The organism is Bradyrhizobium sp. Mp27 (assembly GCF_029953005.1).
GTDB lineage: Bacteria > Pseudomonadota > Alphaproteobacteria > Rhizobiales > Xanthobacteraceae > Bradyrhizobium > Bradyrhizobium barranii.
In genome coordinates this window covers 1-15277 of the sequence record NZ_JASAUS010000045.1, presented here as the reverse complement: position 1 = coordinate 15277, position 15277 = coordinate 1, and the positions used below count along the sequence as shown (strand labels likewise).

13 protein-coding genes, 1 tRNA gene and 1 pseudogene are annotated in these 15277 nt (G+C 63.7%); 6 read left to right on the top strand and 9 right to left on the bottom strand.

Features of this window, described 5'->3' with window-relative positions; translation table 11 throughout:
* Window positions 1-61: 61 nt before the first annotated feature.
* Together QJT78_RS22735 and QJT78_RS22730 are read right to left on the bottom strand one after the other, a co-directional pair.
* Window positions 62-2872 carry a di-heme-cytochrome C peroxidase gene (locus QJT78_RS22735; RefSeq protein WP_038942659.1) on the bottom strand — a complete coding sequence of 937 codons (2811 nt, stop codon included), beginning with the start codon at window positions 2870-2872 and terminating at the stop codon, window positions 62-64.
* A 191-nt stretch (window positions 2873-3063) separates the two neighbouring features.
* Window positions 3064-4860 carry a tetratricopeptide repeat protein gene (locus tag QJT78_RS22730; protein ID WP_028148090.1) on the bottom strand — a complete coding sequence of 599 codons (1797 nt, stop codon included), beginning with the start codon at window positions 4858-4860 and terminating at the stop codon, window positions 3064-3066.
* 214 nt (window positions 4861-5074) lie between these two features.
* Between QJT78_RS22730 and QJT78_RS22725 the strand changes: the two genes are divergently transcribed.
* Both QJT78_RS22725 and QJT78_RS22720 read left to right on the top strand, forming a co-directional pair.
* Window positions 5075-5707 (top strand): LysE family translocator, encoded by a 633-nt coding sequence (locus QJT78_RS22725; protein ID WP_028148089.1) that lies wholly within the window; start codon window positions 5075-5077, stop codon window positions 5705-5707.
* Window positions 5708-5773: 66 nt separating this feature from the next.
* The gene (locus QJT78_RS22720; protein WP_028148088.1) at window positions 5774-6184 is read left to right on the top strand and encodes a GFA family protein; all 411 of its coding nucleotides are present in this window, start codon (window positions 5774-5776) and stop codon (window positions 6182-6184) included.
* Between the two features lie 3 nt (window positions 6185-6187).
* On the opposite strand, the gene QJT78_RS22715 is transcribed toward QJT78_RS22720, so the two are convergent.
* Window positions 6188-6940, bottom strand: a complete 753-nt coding sequence (locus tag QJT78_RS22715; RefSeq protein WP_028148087.1) for a sulfite exporter TauE/SafE family protein — start codon at window positions 6938-6940, stop codon at window positions 6188-6190.
* A 95-nt stretch (window positions 6941-7035) separates the two neighbouring features.
* Between QJT78_RS22715 and QJT78_RS22710 the strand changes: the two genes are divergently transcribed.
* On the top strand, window positions 7036-7926 hold the full coding sequence (locus tag QJT78_RS22710; RefSeq protein ID WP_028148086.1) for a LysR substrate-binding domain-containing protein: 891 nt from the start codon (window positions 7036-7038) through the stop codon (window positions 7924-7926).
* 266 nt (window positions 7927-8192) lie between these two features.
* Window positions 8193-8390: pseudogene (locus tag QJT78_RS22705) on the top strand (LysR family transcriptional regulator); the annotation flags it as partial.
* A 77-nt stretch (window positions 8391-8467) separates the two neighbouring features.
* Here the strand turns inward: QJT78_RS22705 and QJT78_RS22700 are convergent.
* The 4 genes from QJT78_RS22700 to QJT78_RS22685 form a co-directional block, all read right to left on the bottom strand.
* Window positions 8468-9262 carry a dienelactone hydrolase family protein gene (locus QJT78_RS22700; protein ID WP_028148085.1) on the bottom strand — a complete coding sequence of 265 codons (795 nt, stop codon included), beginning with the start codon at window positions 9260-9262 and terminating at the stop codon, window positions 8468-8470.
* Window positions 9263-9452: 190 nt separating this feature from the next.
* On the bottom strand, window positions 9453-10418 hold the full coding sequence (locus QJT78_RS22695) for a tripartite tricarboxylate transporter substrate binding protein (protein WP_028148084.1): 966 nt from the start codon (window positions 10416-10418) through the stop codon (window positions 9453-9455).
* A gap of 33 nt (window positions 10419-10451) precedes the next feature.
* A complete protein-coding gene (gene hisN / locus QJT78_RS22690) occupies window positions 10452-11234 on the bottom strand; it encodes a histidinol-phosphatase (RefSeq protein ID WP_014491808.1) in 783 nt (260 codons plus the stop codon).
* 547 nt (window positions 11235-11781) lie between these two features.
* Window positions 11782-12672, bottom strand: coding sequence for an N-formylglutamate amidohydrolase (locus tag QJT78_RS22685; protein ID WP_014491809.1), 891 nt, complete (start codon window positions 12670-12672; stop codon window positions 11782-11784).
* A 329-nt stretch (window positions 12673-13001) separates the two neighbouring features.
* On the opposite strand from QJT78_RS22685, the gene QJT78_RS22680 reads away from it, so the two are divergent.
* Complete coding sequence (locus QJT78_RS22680; RefSeq protein ID WP_007597092.1) at window positions 13002-13361, top strand: response regulator; 360 nt, start codon at window positions 13002-13004, stop codon at window positions 13359-13361.
* Window positions 13362-13434: 73 nt separating this feature from the next.
* A tRNA-Val gene (locus QJT78_RS22675) sits at window positions 13435-13509 on the top strand.
* Window positions 13510-13969: 460 nt separating this feature from the next.
* Here QJT78_RS22675 and QJT78_RS22670 read toward each other — a convergent pair.
* Both QJT78_RS22670 and QJT78_RS22665 read right to left on the bottom strand, forming a co-directional pair.
* Window positions 13970-14230 carry a hypothetical protein gene (locus tag QJT78_RS22670; protein ID WP_240537542.1) on the bottom strand — a complete coding sequence of 87 codons (261 nt, stop codon included), beginning with the start codon at window positions 14228-14230 and terminating at the stop codon, window positions 13970-13972.
* Complete coding sequence (locus tag QJT78_RS22665) at window positions 14227-15213, bottom strand: recombinase family protein (protein ID WP_249169717.1); 987 nt, start codon at window positions 15211-15213, stop codon at window positions 14227-14229. Before QJT78_RS22665 ends, QJT78_RS22670 begins: the two co-directional genes overlap by 4 nt.
* Between the last annotated feature and the right edge of the window lie 64 nt (window positions 15214-15277).

Here is a 15277-nt window from a genome sequence, read left to right as displayed (position 1 = left end):
CGCGATCAAAGAACGTGGATGGCCGGGACAAGCCCGGCCATGACGATGAACCTTCTCAGCCTCACAGCGTCTTCAGATACTCGATCAGGTCGTAGCGCTCTTGCTCCTTGAGCACGCGGCCGATGGTGCCGTCCTTGCCGGGGCCCGGCGTGCCATCGAACGAATGGCCGGCATTGCTGTTGCCGAAGGTCTCGGTGCCATCAGACGCTCGGGTCGAGAAGCGCGACTGCCCGGTCTTGCAGCTCTCGCCGTCGACGACCGCGAAGCCGACCTGCTTCGGATCGTAGTCGCGACCACCACCCATGCAGAACGATTTGGGGCGCTCGGCCGCGGGGCTCAGCATCCAGTAGAGCGAGGGCACCGATCCGTTGTGAAGGTAAGGCGCGGTGGCCCAGACGCCGTTGAGCGGGCGCGCGCGATACCAGGGCCGCGGCTCCTTCGCCTCGGGCGGCTGCGGACCGGGATTCGGGCAGTTCTTGCGCTCACCCCACCAGGCCTGCTGAACCTTCGGGTCGATCTTCGCATCGTCCATCGCCTTGCGGCTGACGATGTCGACGAGCACCATCAGCCCGAGCGAGTACGGCATGTCGGTCGACGAGACATCCGGCAGGTTGCAGCTCCACCAGGCATTGAGATTCTGCGTGGGATCGAGCTTGAGAAAGCCCGGGACCTGAACCGTCCGCGTCTCCAGCACGCTGGCCTGAGCGGGATCGGTGCCCATGCCTTTGACGCTTTTCTGGACCTCGTTCAGGAATTTGTCTTTGCCGATGGTCTCCCAGCGCGACGAGGACCAGATGCTCTGGTCCGGAAACTCGGCGTCGAACACGGGATCATTGACCGGCCCGAGATGGCATTCGACGCAGATCTGCGCGTAGAGCTTGCGGCCGTTCTTGACGCGCTCGCCATCGATCTTCCAGGCATTGTCGCCGAAGATGTCCGACGGCCATTTCGGCGATGTCAGTCCGGAGAGCTGCTTTTTCGGATAGGGCGCCGACCCCTTCAGCAGATCCTCGATCCAGTTCAGATTCTTGATGTCCATCGACGAGCGGAACAGCGTGTCCTTGGGGGTATTGTCGGACAGATTGAGCAGCGCCGTCACGCCCAGCGCTTCGCCGGCGTTGCGGATCAGCGGTTGTTCGATGGACGCGTCATACTGCGCGAATTTGAGCCAGGGCACGGTCCAGATCGGCGGGAAGCTGACCGGCGCGTCCTTGGCATGCAGATTCTTTTCGAAGCCGCTGAGGCCGCTGAGCGTCATGTCCTGGGCGAAGACCTGATTGCCGATGCGGTTGAGCGCGTCGAGACGGCCGTATCCTTCCTCGGTGTCCTGCTGCTTCTCTTCCCGCTTCGTCTTCTCGTTGAACCTCGTCTTGCCGTCGATGGTTTTCGCGTAGGTTTTCTCCCAGTCGATCAGGAATGTGCTGATCGCACGCAGCTTCTGCTTCAGCGCATCGCGATCCGCATCGCTGGCGGAGGGGCCGAGCACGCGGTCGGCGAAGCGCGTAAAGCGACCCGGCACGAGAAGCGTGTAGGCGATCGACAGACCCGTCGTGACCTCGAGCTTCCTTAGGTCGGTCATCGCCGGGCCGCCGTCGAAACGGATGTCGATGCCTTTGTAGTGAATCTGGCCGGTGTGACAGGCGGCGCAGGTCAGGCCGATCCGGTCCTCGCCGACCTGGCCGGTCGCAGGATCGGGTACGCCGGTCATGCGCGCGAAGCCGACGGGCACGCCGTCGACGTTTTCAGCCTGGGCGCCCCAGTTGACCGGCGGATCCCAAAGCCGCGCCGGCACCGGATTGGTCTTGTCGTAGACGTTGGCGTAGCCGAACCGGCGCAGCGTGGCGTCGTCGGTGTTGATCGTCTGCGGGCTCGGGATGAAGCCGAAGCGCTGCAGATGGTCGCTGTCATGCAGCATCCCGGGCTTTGCGAAGAAGTGAAGCCGCGGCTGCTCGAGCGCCATGAACCAGCTGTAGGGCACCGGGAAGGTCGCGGTGCCCTGGCTGGCGTGATGAAACCAGTGCCGGTCCTCCAGCGCCCAGTTTTGCTCGAGCCAGTACGCGGCCCGGGGTTCGACAAGCTTCGGCAATGGCGGCGCCACGAGGTCACCGAGGATGCCGGGCAGCATCGGCTGGAATTGATCCGGAAAGCGCAGCGCCACGACGCCAAAGACGAGGAGCGCGGCGACTAACCCGCCGGCAACGCGCAATATGAGTGAGGGCGGTTTGACCGGCTGGCTGACGACCCGCTGCGTGATCCTGTCGGGGAATTTACGCTCGTTGAACAGCGTACGCACGTCGGCGATGGCGAGATAGCGGTTCTCGCCTTCGCCCTTGCCCATGATCTTCAGCAGGATGGGCCATTCGAATTGCATCAAGATCCGGTAATACCAGCGCGCAGCGCTCCCGGCGCGCTTGAGATTGTCGCGCATGTAGGATTGTATTTCCGACGCGTTGATGCCGGGCTCGGTGCCGCCGCCGTTCGGATCGGTATAGTCCCTGCCGAAGCTGGCCAGGCGGGCGATCTGATCCTCGTTGACCTTGCCGTCGACGCCGAGGATGCGCGAACCGGCACCGCGCTTGTCCAGGGGGCCGCCGCGCAGCGCATCGAGCTGTGCGCCCGAAAAGATGCTCTTCAGGATGTGACCGAAGCCGTTGGCGATCAGCGCGATGCCGCGGGTCTCGACGCGGGCCACCGTCTTCATCAGCCCCTTGTCGCCGCTCGCATTCGCGATCGTCTGCGATAGCTTGCCGATCGGGACGGTCCCGCCGTCGACGAAACCTTCGCCGACGAGGCCACGCAGGAAGGGGCAGGGATTGTCTGGCGAGACCTGGATCGAGGGATCGAAGGGAGGCTTCGAGGCGGGGTCGTTCATGGCCCAAAATCCTGAAAACGGCGAATCGTGAAATGAAGACGCGCCGATAGAGCGCGGAAAGTCCTAACAAACCGACAGCAGCTTATACTACTTCAGCGTGTAAGGAAGTGTGGCTGAATTCACTGTCCCGTCAATAAAAGCCGGCCCGCGGTTTGCGAAGGGACTGGATCGGGACCGAGAAGGCCCGCCTGTCAGGACTCGGCCGCGCGTTTGACGTCGCTTTGCACCAGGGTCAGCTTGCTGAGCGGCACGCCCGCGTTCAGAAGCCCCTCGCGGTAATGGGCAAGGTCCTCGGGCCGCTTCCAGTGGAAATTGCGCAAGTGACGATCGACATTCAGCGTCGGGTAGTTGCGCATCAGCACGCCGACGGCCTCGCCCGCCTCATCGTCCCGGCCCAACTGTGCCAGCGCCGCGGCACGGATCGCCAGCGCCTGCATGTGGTTCGGGTTGATGTAGAGCTGCTCGCGGGCCCAGGACAGGGTCGCGTCGTATTGCCCCAGCAGATAATGGCTGAAGGCGTTCAGCGCGGCCCATTGGTAGCGCGGGTCGCTGTTGTCGCGCTGCGCGGCCATCGAGAACAGCTCGATCGCCTCGCGGTGCTCGCCGATGACGAAATGGCAGATGCCGAGCACACCGCGTGCGCCGTTGTCGTAGGGGTTCAGCGCGACCGCGCGCTTGGCGGCGTCCATCGCGGCCTCGTAGTGCCCCTCCATGGCATGCGCCCAGGACAGGATCGAGAACGCGAAGGAGGAGCGCGGATCGAGCCGGACGCTGGTCTCGGCGAGGGCCATCGCCTCAGCCCACATCTCGCGCGTGCCCTTGACCCACCCGAACTGGATGCTCTGGATCTGGATCGTGGCGAGATAGGCGTGCGCGATCGACAGTTTGGGGTCGAGGCTGATGGCCTCGCGGAACAGGCCGACGGCGGTCGCCAGGTCCTCCTTGGTCTGCCGGTAGTAGTGCGACAGTCCCTTGAGGAAGCGGTCCCAGGCGGTCACGTCGGTGGAGAGCCGCGCCGGCGCCGAGGCCTCCGCACGGACGATCTCGGTGGCGATGGCGGCGGACAGATTGGTGGTGATCTCGTCCTGCATCGCGAACAGGTCGCCAATGTCGCGGTCGTAGCGGCCGGTCCAGAGTTGCTCGCCGGTCTCCGGCGCGACCAGCTCGGCGGTGACGCGGATCTTGGCTCCGGCGCGCCGCACCGAGCCCTGGATCAGATAGGTGGCATCGATCTCGCGCGCGATCAGGCGGGTGTTGGTGTTCTTGCCCTTGAACGCGAAGGTCGAGTTGCGGCTCAGTACGCGATAGAAGGATTGCAGCGACAGCGCGTGGATCAGATCCTCAGTGAGGCCGTCGGAGAAATATTCGTCCTGGGCGTCGCTGAGATTGGCGAAGGGCAGCACACCGACGATCGCTGTGCGGTACTGCTGCGACAGCACCGACGCCTCCCGGAGCTCGGGCGCGAGCGCCGGCGCACCCTCGGGCATCCAGGTCCAGACCCCGATCGGGTCCTTGATGTTCTTGAAGCGATGGTTGCCGGCATCGACCAGCAGCGCGGTCAGGTGCTTGCTCGCCTCCCGGTAGGCCTTGGCCGAGATGGCGAAGCCGCCGGGGCTCGCCACCGCTTCGAGGCGGACGGCAATATTGACGTCGTCACCGAATACCTCGTCCTCGTCGGCGATGACGTCGCCCATGTGGATGCCGAGGCGAAACTGCATGGCGCGCTCGGCCGGCAGGTGATGGTTGCGCTCCGCCATCAGCGTCTGCATCGCGATCGCGGCCTCGACGGCGCCGACGATGCTCGGGAACTCCAGCAGGAAGCCGTCGCCGGTGTTTTTGACGACGCGGCCGCCATGGTTGAGGATGATGGGATGGATCGCGCTGCGATGGGCCTTGAAGGCGGCATGGGTGCCGGCCTCGTCGCTGCCCATCATGCGCGAATAGCCGGCGACATCGGCGCAGACGATGGCGGCCAGACGTCTTTCCATAATCCGGAGCTCCAAGGGATCGATGACCGGCCCCCGCGTGGCAGTCGCCTCGAATCCCGCATTTCCAAGACCCCTGCCTTTATAGAGCAGATAAGGCCGAGCGAAAGCATGATCCGCATTGCAAATTTGAGGTAAATTCTCCGCAATCCTGGCGGTGGACGGCGGCGGCCGAACCGAATAAGCCCGCCTGTCAAGGCTGACGGGGGCACCTCACATGCTGGGCATTCACGAGATCTGGCTCTTTATCCTGTCGGGCATATTGCTCAACATCACGCCCGGCCCGGACTCGGTCTACGTGATCGGCCGCAGCATGCAGATGGGCTGGCGGGGCGGCGCCGCGGCCGCGCTCGGCATCAGTTTTGGCTGCTTTTTCCACGTCGCGGGCGCGGCAATCGGCCTTTCGGCCCTGCTGATGGCCTCATCGACCGCCTTCTCGATCCTGAAGCTGGTCGGCGCGGCCTATCTCGTCGTGACGGGACTTCAGATGCTGTGGTCGCGCCCGGCGCTGGCCGCAGCCATCGACGAGCCGGATCGGAGCCCGCTGCGGCGGGTCTTCCTCCAGGGCGTCTTCACCAACGCGCTCAATCCCAAGGTCGCGCTGTTCTTCCTGGCCTTCCTGCCGCAATTCGTCGCAGCCGATTCCCCGCAGAAGCCGCTCGCCTTCCTGGCGCTCGGCCTGATCTTCATCTTTACGGGAACGTTGTGGTGCCTCGTGCTGGCGGCGTTCGCGGCGAGGGCGGCCCACCGGCTGCGCAAGTCTGAGGGCGCGATCGCCTGGGTCAACCGCGCCCTCGGCGGTCTCTTCATCTATCTCGGCATCCGCGTCGCCATGCTGGAGACGCGGTAACTCATTCGAACGGATGACTGGTCCGGCATGCAGTCGGCCCGATAGAGGCCGCGCGGGGAGGTTTCGATGGTTCGTGGAAGCTGCCTATGCGGCGTCGTGCGTTTCGAGATCGATCAGGTGCGTGCGCTCACGCATTGTCATTGCGCCAATTGCCGCAAGCTGACCGGTGCCGCCTTCGCCACCTACGCCCATGTCGATGCCGATAAGTTTCGCTTCGTTGCCGGCGAGGACATGATGGTGGCTTACGAATCCGCACCGGGGAGCTTCCGCCATCGCTGCAAGACCTGCGGCTGCCTGACGCCGGGTAAGGCGAGTTATCTGCCGACCGTCAGCATTCCCGCCGGCCTGCTCGATGACGATCCCGATGTCAGGCCCCGCCTCCACGTCTTCACCTCGTCGCGCGCACCGTGGTGGACGATCCAGGACGATCTGCTCCAGCACGAAAAATGGGTGCCGGGCTACGAACCCAAATCGTAGGCCTCAGGCGAACTCCTTCAGGAGCGCGCTGCCGGCGAGATAAACGCCGAGCAGGATCATCGCGATCAGGAACCAGCGGCGGAACGCTTCCGCCGGCATCCGCGCCCGCACCGACTGGCCGACGAACATGCCGGCAAAGGCCATGGCCATGCCCACGGCGCCCGGCACGGCGTTTGCCGGCGTCAGCAATCCGCCGGCGGTGAGATTGAAGGCGAGCGCCAGCGTCGCCGTCGTGAAGAACACGCCGAGTGCCTGCACCAGCTCGTCCTTCTCCATGCCGATCGCCTGCATGAACGGCATCGAGGGGATCACCTGCACGCCGGTCGAGGCCGAGATCACGCCGGTGATCACGCCGACCACGCCGCCGACCCATTTCTCGTTCTGCGGCGCGACGTGGAACTTGAATTTGCTGAGCCCGATGATCGCGTAGATCACGAGCAGGATTCCGAGCACGATCGTGCCGTAACGGGCATGCGGGCCGGTCAGCGCGCCGGCATTGAGCCAGCATCCGATCACGGTGCCGATCATCAGCGGCCACAGCCGCCTCAGGATGTCGCGCAGATAGGGGCCGGCGAAGGTCTGCCAGATATTGGTGACGATGGCGGGCACGATCACGATGGCGATCGCGCGGCTCGGCGCCATGTTCACCGCGAGCAGGCCCATGGACACGGTCGGCAGGCCGAGCCCGACCACGCCCTTGACGAATCCAGCGATCAGGAAGACGGCGGCGATGAGGATGAGGAGCGGGTCGATGATCATATCTTGCACATTGACCGAAGCCGCGCGCCGGCACAATCTGGAGGTTACGGAGACAGCCTTCGTTTCTGGCGGAGGCTGAGGAGAATCCAGCCATGCGCTTCGACCTCGTCGACCTCCAGCTCTTCATCGCGGTCGCCGACCAGCGCAGCATCACCCGCGGCGCCGAGCGATCGAATCTCGCCTTGGCCTCTGCCAGCGCGCGCATAAAAGGGCTCGAGGACGCGCTCGGCGTCGCGCTGCTCAAGCGCGGGCGGCGCGGTGTCGAGCTGACTGCGGCGGGCGAGAGCCTGCTCGATCATGCGCGGGTCGTGATGCACCAGGTCGACGCCATGCGCGGCGATCTCGCCGGCTTTGCCAGCGGTGTGCGCGCGAGCGTGCATTTTCTCGTCAACACCTCGGGGCTGTCGGAGCATCTGCCGAAGGCGCTGGCGGGCTTCCTGCGCGAGCATCGTGACGTCGCCATCGACATCGAGGAGCGCGAGAGCACCGATATCGCGGCAGCGATCACCGCCGGTGCCGCCGATCTCGGCTTTGCCGCCGAGCACGCGCTGCCCGACCATATCGAGCGCTTCGTCTTCAGCGAGGACCACCTGACATTGGTGACGTCGCGGCGCGGCCCGTTCGCGGGCCGTCGCCAGATCGATTTTCAGGAGACGGCCGCTTGTGATTTTGTCGGGCTCACCAGCGCCACTGCGCTCCAGATGCACATTTCGAAGCACGCCGCCCGGCTCGGCATGCGTCCGCATTACCGTGCGCGTCTGCGCGATTTCGACGCGATCTGTCAGATGGTCGCCGCCGACGTCGGCATCGCCCTGGTGCCGATATCCGCCGCCCGCCGCTGCGCCAAGCTGATGCCGCTGGCCATGGTCCGCCTGCGCGATGCCTTCGCCAACCGCAAGCTCGTGATCTGCGCACGCAGCTTCAAGGCGCTGCCAAGGCCGGCCAAAATGCTGGTGGAGCATTTGCGGGCGGCGGCGGTGTGAACTTCGCGCTTACCCTCCCCTGGAGGGGGACGGTCGGCTCACATTGAGCGCAGCGAAATGTGAGACGGGGTGGGGTGACGGTCTCTCCGCGTCGAACACTGTCTGAGTGGAGAGATCACCCCACCCCGCTCGCGCTTCGCGCGATCGACCCTCCCCCTCCAGGAGAGGGTAAGACAGCGCTATTTCGCCGTCTCGACGCCGGCGTCCTTGATCACCTTCGCCCATTTCGCGGTCTCGTCCGCGATGAAGCTGCGAAAACGCTCCGGCTCGCCGCCGACGTCGGGGTTGCCGTTGTTCCGGAAACCGCGGCAAGGCGCTGCGCGAGATCGATGCCGATCGTGGCCATCCGGATCCGCGACGGCTGGGCCAATCGAAGATTGACGATCTGCGCCCGCAGCTTCAAATCATTGCCGCGCCCCGCCAAGCAATTGGTGGACTATTTGCGCGCCGAAGTTCAGAGGTGAGACACGATCTTGAAGGTCTGGGGACGACGCAGCTCGCCAAGGCTCGAAAAGGCCACCCAAAAGGTGGCCCTTTCTGTCTACTTTTTGAGGTCGGCGGCGAAAAACTTGGTCGCCTCGGCCTTGGCTTCCTGATCCGCCTTGGCGTCGTATCTGAGTGGCAGGTTGAACTTCGTGCCGAGCTCGGTCGCTTCGGGGTTCGTGAAGGCGTGCACAGCGCCCGGATATTCGACGATCCGATAATCGGCCTTGGCGGCGTCGAAATCCTTCTTGAGCGCATCGTATTGCTCGCGCTTCACGAAGGGGTCGTCCGCGCCGTTCAGGATCAGGATTTTTGCCTTGACGGTTCCCGGCCCTGGCGCAGGCGTATTGAGACCAAGCGATGCATGAAAGCCCGCAACGGCGGCGAGGTCGGCGCCGGCACGCGCCATGTTCAAAACCACCGCGCCGCCGAAGCAGTAACCAACGGCGCCGATCTGCTGGGGATTGACCGAAGCCTGTTTGGCAAGCTGGTCCCGCGCGGCCTTGAAGCGCGACTCCATGACCGCTGGGTTCTTCATCACCGCGCCCGAGAGCGCGCCGGCGTCCTTCGGGTTGTCGGCGGTCTTGGCGTCGCCATACATGTCGGCAATGAAGGCCGTGTAGCCCTGCTGCGCGAACTTCCGCGCCTCGTTATGGATGTGATTGGTGATGCCCCACCATTCATGCACCATCACGATTCCGGGGCGCTTGGCTTGGCTGGCGTCGTCGTACACGACGAAGCCCTTCATTGTGGTCTCGCCGTCGGTATAGGTGACCGGCTCCTCCTTGATCGCGGCGTTTGCGCTGGTGATCATTGCGATGGCGCAAAATGCTCCCAGTATCATTGTCCGCATGCTGACCTCCCGCGGGTTTGGCGCCAATTACATTGGCATGCCAGCATTGCAGCGCCAGACTGCGAAAGCGGCGGTGTGCGACACGGGGCCGTGATTGCGTGGTTAGGCCGACCCGCGGCAATTCCTTGTGTTACCCCTCGGGCAAAACAGGCGAGATCCAGGTCAATTCACTTCGGGAACAAGTCTGCCGCTACTTCGCCGTTTCGACGCCGGCGTCCTTGATCACCTTCGCCCACTTCTTCGTCTCATCCGCGATGAACTGCCGAAAATGCTCCGGCTCGTCGCCAACCAGCGTCGCGCCTTGGGCGGCGAGCTTTTCCTTTACGGCCGGATCCGCCATCGCCTTCGTCGCCAGGTCATGCAGCGCGGTGACGATCTCCTTCGGCGTGCCCTTCGGCGCCACCATGCCGTACCAGTTCTCGATGCGAAGATCGGCAAAGCCCGCTTCCGCGGTGGTCGGCACGTCGGGCGCGGTCGCGGAGCGCTCGGCCGAGCCGACCGCGATCGGCTTCAACGCGCCCGCCTTGACCTGCGGCAGCAGCACCGGAAGATCCAGGAAGGTCATCTGCACCTGCTGGCCCAGGAGATCGTTCACCGCGGGAGCAGCGCCACGATAGGGCACGTGGACGATGTCGATCTTGGCCGTCAGCTTGAACAACTCGCCGGCGAGGTGCGGCAGGCTGCCGGGGCCGGAGGAGGCGAAATTGAGTTTTCCGGGCTGGGCCTTGGCGAGCGCGATCAGCTCGCCGATGTCCTTTGCGGGCACGTTGGTGGCGACGACAAGCATTTCCGGCACGGTCGCAACCAGCGTCACCGGCGTGAAGTCGCTCGCGGTGTCGTAGGCGACCCGCTCCATGCTCGGGCTGATCGCGAGCGCGCCGGCTGAGGAGATGGCGATGGTGTAGCCGTCGGGCGCGGCCTTGGAGACCGCGTCGGTGCCGAGCACGCCGCCCTGGCCGCCGCGATTGTCGATCAGCACCGGCTGCCCTGACAGCTCCGACATGCGCTGGCCGATCACGCGGGCAATGATGTCGTTGGGCCCGCCGGCCGGGAACGGCACGATCAGCTTGATCGGTTTTGCGGGGAAATTCTGCGCGGAGGCGAGGGCGGGAAACAGGAGCAGGAATGCGAGGAGGAGCTTAGGCCAGTTGTTCATGCAGGCTCTTTTCATGCACGCTCCTTGGGGCGTTTATCCGTTGAGCAGTTTCAGTGCTTCTTCGTGAACTCTTGCGTCGCCGGCCGCGATGATGCGGCCGCCGCCCTGGGCCGGCTTGCCTTCCCAGGTGGTAACGACGCCGCCGGCGCCGGTCACGATCGGGATCAGGGCCGCGATGTCGTAAGGCTTCAGTTCGGTCTCGACCACGAGATCGACGTGACCCGCCGCCAGCATGCAATAGGAGTAGCAGTCGCCGCCATAGCGCGACAGCCGCGCGCCCTGCTCAATGCGGCTGAAAATGGCGCGGTCGCGTTCGTTCATCAGCAGCGGGCTGGTGGTGTAGCTCGTCGCTTCCGACAGCGAGGCGCAGCGGCGGACCTGGAGCCGGCGTTCGCCGGACGGGCCTTTATAAGTGGCCGAGCCGTTGTCGCCGGAGAAGCGCTCGCCGATGAAGGGCTGGTGCATCATGCCGTACACCGGCGCGCCCTTGTGCAGCAGCGCGATCAGCGTGCCCCAGATCGGAAAGCCGCCGATGAAGGATTTCGTGCCGTCGATGGGGTCGAGCACCCAGACATAATCGGCGTCCTCGCGCTCATTGCCGAATTCCTCGCCGACGATGCCGTGCTGGGGGAAGCTCGCCTTGATCAGCCGGCGCATCACCGCCTCCGCGGCGCGGTCGGCCTCCGTCACGGGGTCGAAATCCTTGGTCTTGCTCTTGTCGTCGATCGACAGCGAGGTGCGGAAGAACGGCAGGATGGTTTCGCCGGAGGCGGTGGCGAGCCGTCCGATGAAGGCTGAGAAGTCGATCACCGTCACGGTGCATCCTCAAAACGAAAGTCGGGTGAAGCTCGCTCCTGCCTAGCTCAATTCGCTTCTCGCGTGCAGCGCTGAGTTGGTTTGCTCCCTGGTATTTTGGATGCCGCAACCGGCTGCCCCATCCCAGTCATATGCCGACCAAATATCGATCACAGAGTTGAAAACTTAGTTCCGAGTATGCCTTGTTCGTATGCAAACGGTTATCAACCCATTGAATTTCCTTATCAAAGAAACTGAATCTGGGTTTCGCTATAAGCAAATGAGCCATGTGCATATTGCATGGGAAACGGCTCGAAAGTCCTTGCACTTTGTGCGTCGCGGCCGCATATTGTTGCGGTGCGGTAGCGCTCTGCGTTACCGCTGCCCTCCTTGGGCGTTTCCTCCCTAGACTTGGGCCGCTTCTTCATCAGAAGCGGCCCTTTTTTCTTTGAGCCTCGATCTTCACTTCGAGCGCGCGAAAACGCGAAGCGAAGATTCTGCGCACGATACGCTGGCAGCTTGATCTGATGTTTGATCGGCGATGCGATCGCGCGGCGACGGCTCGCTATTATTCCGCCGCGGCCTGGAACGGGCCGAGATCGCCGAACGGGATCGTCGTCGCCAGCACGTCGGCGAGCACGCCGAAGTCGCTTGCCACTTGCGCAAAGCGCGGACTGCGCTCGCGCCGCCGCTCGTCCATGTAGATCGCGCGGTTGAGTTCGAGCTGCACCGCGTGCAGGCCGCTTGCGGGGTTGCCGTAATGCTCGGTGATGAAGCCGCCGGCATAGGGCTTGTTGCGGCCGATCGAATAGCCGAGCCCGCCCATGGTCTCCTCGACCCTGTCCGGAAGCAGCGGCGTGCAGCTCGTGCCGTAGCGGTCGCCGATCACGATGTCGGGCCGCCGCGGCTCGTCCCTGCTAACGCCGACCGAGGGCATCGAGTGGCAGTCGACCAGCACCACGGTGCCGAACATCTGGTGCACCTTGTTGATCAGCCGGCGCAGCGCGCGATGATAGGGCTTGTAGAGCGTCTCGATCCGCGCCAGCGCATCATCGACCAGGATGCGTTCGCGGTAGATCTCCTGGCCGTCGCCGACCACGCGCGGGATGGTGCCTAACCCTCCGGCGACCCGCATCGAGCGGGTATTGGCAAAGCTCGGCAGCCGTCCGGTGAACATGCGGGGATCGAGCTCATAGGGCTCGCGATTGACGTCGACATAGGAGCGGGGAAAGTTGACCCGCACGGTCGGAAAGCCGCGCTCGCTCAAATGGCCGATCAGCTCGTCCATGAAGGAATCTTCGGACCGCCGCAGCGTCGTCAGGTCGATCCTGGAGGCGCTGAGGAATTCGTCCGGATAGGTCGAGCCGGAATGGGGCGAATTGAAGATGACAGGCGCGCGCCATTGCGCGGGCTCCACGATCTCGAAGGCGGGCGACACGTCGCCGTCAAACCGGGTCATCTTCTCAGGCTTCGTCCCTTCGCGCCGCAGGATCCGAGTCTCGGATCGAATTGATTCGGCCGGTGGAGCGGCTCTTATGTGTCGTCATTGTCTGGAATCGCAACCATTCTGCCAAGCGAAAAGATGTGATTGGCGGTGGAACATGTCTTAACCGTGTGGGCGGGGAAGCGGGGATGCGCCGGCGCGGCTCGATTGATTCGTGCCGCATTCGGGTTCACAAGGGACCGGCAGCGCAGCCAGCCCAGGGTAAAGATTTTCACCCCAAATTTACCCTCTGTCGGGCTTAGTAACCTCTGCTGATATCCTCTGGGGATTTGACGTTTCCTGCCATGCCCAAAATCCTGCTCGCCGAAGACGACAACGACATGCGCCGTTTCCTGGTCAAGGCGCTGGAAAACGCTGGTTTTCAGGTCTCGTCCCATGACAACGGCATGGCCGCCTATCAGCGGCTCCGGGAAGAGCCGTTCGAGATGCTGCTGACCGACATCGTGATGCCGGAGATGGACGGTATCGAGCTCGCCCGCCGGGCCTCGGAACTCGACCCCGACATCAAGATCATGTTCATCACCGGCTTCGCCGCGGTCGCCCTGAACTCGGATTCGGACGCCCCCAAGAACGCCAAGGTGCTGTCCAAGCCCGTGCATCTGCGCGAATTGGTCAGCGAAGTGAACAAGATGCTGGCGGCCTAAATCGGCCCCCTTCGGTCCTTGCACCGGCTCCCCTGAGCCGTTATAGGGACCCGACCCGATCTAGAGACATCTAGGGCGCGTAGCTCAGCGGGAGAGCACTACCTTGACATGGTAGGGGTCACAGGTTCGATCCCTGTCGCGCCCACCACCCACTCTCTGTAGTTGTATAGAGAGTGGGGCGCTCGCAGTGGCGCCGCAATTTCAAAGACATGTCTGCCGAAATCTCTGGTTAGCAAAGTCTCTGCTCATGCAATCGAGCCGAATGAGCCCATTTCGCGGGCCTGTCTCCGCAGCAAAAAATTCCGTTCCTGGCCCGAGTTTCGGAGACTGGTTCGATGAATGCGCGGGATCATGCAGTTTGGTCCAGATAGTCTCCATTATAGTATCCTCGCCGAACCGGACGGCTTTGACCGGACGAAAAGCGTTGCGTTCTTGTGGGCTTTCCGAGGGACCGGTTCTGGAATTCCGGTCTCTGTCGCGTAGCTCACCCGTCGCGGCGCGGTATCCGACCTCCGGTCTATGCACCAAAAAATTCCGTTCCTGGCGGGTTTGGATTGGGATGGAGGCGGCCGGTCGGACTCGGATGCCGATTCCTGATTTCCCGGCGGTTATTGCGGATTGAGCCCGAGCGCTTGGAACTGGCCGCGCCACTCCGCGGGCGCCTCGCGCAACCGTTCAACGCCGATGCCGCGGGGCAAGCGACCCTCGACGGCGGCCTTGACCAGATCCGGGGCAAGGAAGGCGAGCGAGATCGTCATGTTGACCTGACGGACGCTGCAGCGTTCACGCGACGCGATCTGGTCGACGCAAGTGACCGAACCGGAGACAATTTCGGCGAGCCAGCGCCGGCCGCGCGCAATCGCGGTCACAAGCCGGGCGCGGCGCTCGGCGCGTTCCGGCCGCACTGCATTGCGTGAGACGCCCTGCGGCAGCAGATCTGTCGCGACCTTTTGAATGGCGGCTTCTCCCATGGGATCGAGAGATGAGGCCCATCGCGGGAGCTGGCGGCGTCGGCAAGGTCTGCTGGATGATCGGATTTGAGCCGCACCACCAGTCGATCGCGGTGGACATCGATGCGCTCGACCCATTCGAGGATCGTTTGGCGATCAAAGTCGTGCGCAACATCGGGTGCGAAGGCCACATTCTCTGTGGCCCGATGTTCCTTTAGCGATTTGACCACAAGTTCTTCAATATTGGCCGCTGGAACGCGAGAGACCGATCCGAGCGCTGCCGACTTGGATTCGCCAAGAAGATGCGGCGACGAGACATAGTAGCGATAGCGAATGCTAGCTTTGGTCGCGTGGGTGGACACCATGCGGTAGCCGGCATCGTCGAATAACAGGCCGGCCAGCAGAGGATCGGAAGCGTTGCGGATCGTCGAGCGGGTCGACCATTGATCGGTCAGCTTCTGCTGGACGGCATCGAACGTGCCGCGGTCCATGATCGGCGGCTGCTCCCCCGGCAGGATCTCGCCCTTGTATTTGACCTCCCCGATGTAGAAGTGGTTCCGCAGGAGGTAGAACAGCGTCCCGCGCCCAAACGGAATGCCGCCCCTGGTAGCACCGGTGGCGAGCGGTCTGGCCTTGGTCCGGATATCCCGCTGCCTGAGATCCCGAACAAGGGCGTTGACGCCGCTGAGCTCGAGATAGCGTTTGAAGATAAACCTGACCTGTTCGGCTTCCTCCTCAACGACGATGACCTTGCCGTCCTTCATCTCGTAGCCGAGCGGCAGCGGGCCACCAACCCACAGCCCCTTCCGCTTGGAGGCGGCAATCTTGTCTCGAATCCGCTCCGAGGTGACCTCGTGTGTTTCGGCATGGAATAAGGACCCCGTTTTCGGGGTGATCGGCATCCAATCGGGACCCCGGGATAAGGGTCCACAGTGGCTTCCATCGAGTCATGGAAGCCGAGGTTGG

Bases quoted from the DNA above. Each gene is read 5' to 3' on its own strand.
- QJT78_RS22725 (WP_028148089.1), top strand. From the start codon at position 5,075: ATGCTGGGCATTCACGAGATCTGGCTCTTTATCCTGTCGGGCATATTG.
- QJT78_RS22695 (WP_028148084.1), bottom strand. From the start codon at position 10,418: ATGAACAACTGGCCTAAGCTCCTCCTCGCATTCCTGCTCCTGTTTCCC.
- QJT78_RS22710 (WP_028148086.1), top strand. From the start codon at position 7,036: ATGCGCTTCGACCTCGTCGACCTCCAGCTCTTCATCGCGGTCGCCGAC.
- QJT78_RS22685 (WP_014491809.1), bottom strand. From the start codon at position 12,672: ATGACCCGGTTTGACGGCGACGTGTCGCCCGCCTTCGAGATCGTGGAG.
- QJT78_RS22720 (WP_028148088.1), top strand. From the start codon at position 5,774: ATGGTTCGTGGAAGCTGCCTATGCGGCGTCGTGCGTTTCGAGATCGAT.
- QJT78_RS22700 (WP_028148085.1), bottom strand. From the start codon at position 9,262: ATGCGGACAATGATACTGGGAGCATTTTGCGCCATCGCAATGATCACC.
- QJT78_RS22735 (WP_038942659.1), bottom strand. From the start codon at position 2,872: ATGAACGACCCCGCCTCGAAGCCTCCCTTCGATCCCTCGATCCAGGTC.
- QJT78_RS22680 (WP_007597092.1), top strand. From the start codon at position 13,002: ATGCCCAAAATCCTGCTCGCCGAAGACGACAACGACATGCGCCGTTTC.
- QJT78_RS22665 (WP_249169717.1), bottom strand. From the start codon at position 15,213: ATGCCGATCACCCCGAAAACGGGGTCCTTATTCCATGCCGAAACACAC.
- QJT78_RS22730 (WP_028148090.1), bottom strand. From the start codon at position 4,860: ATGGAAAGACGTCTGGCCGCCATCGTCTGCGCCGATGTCGCCGGCTAT.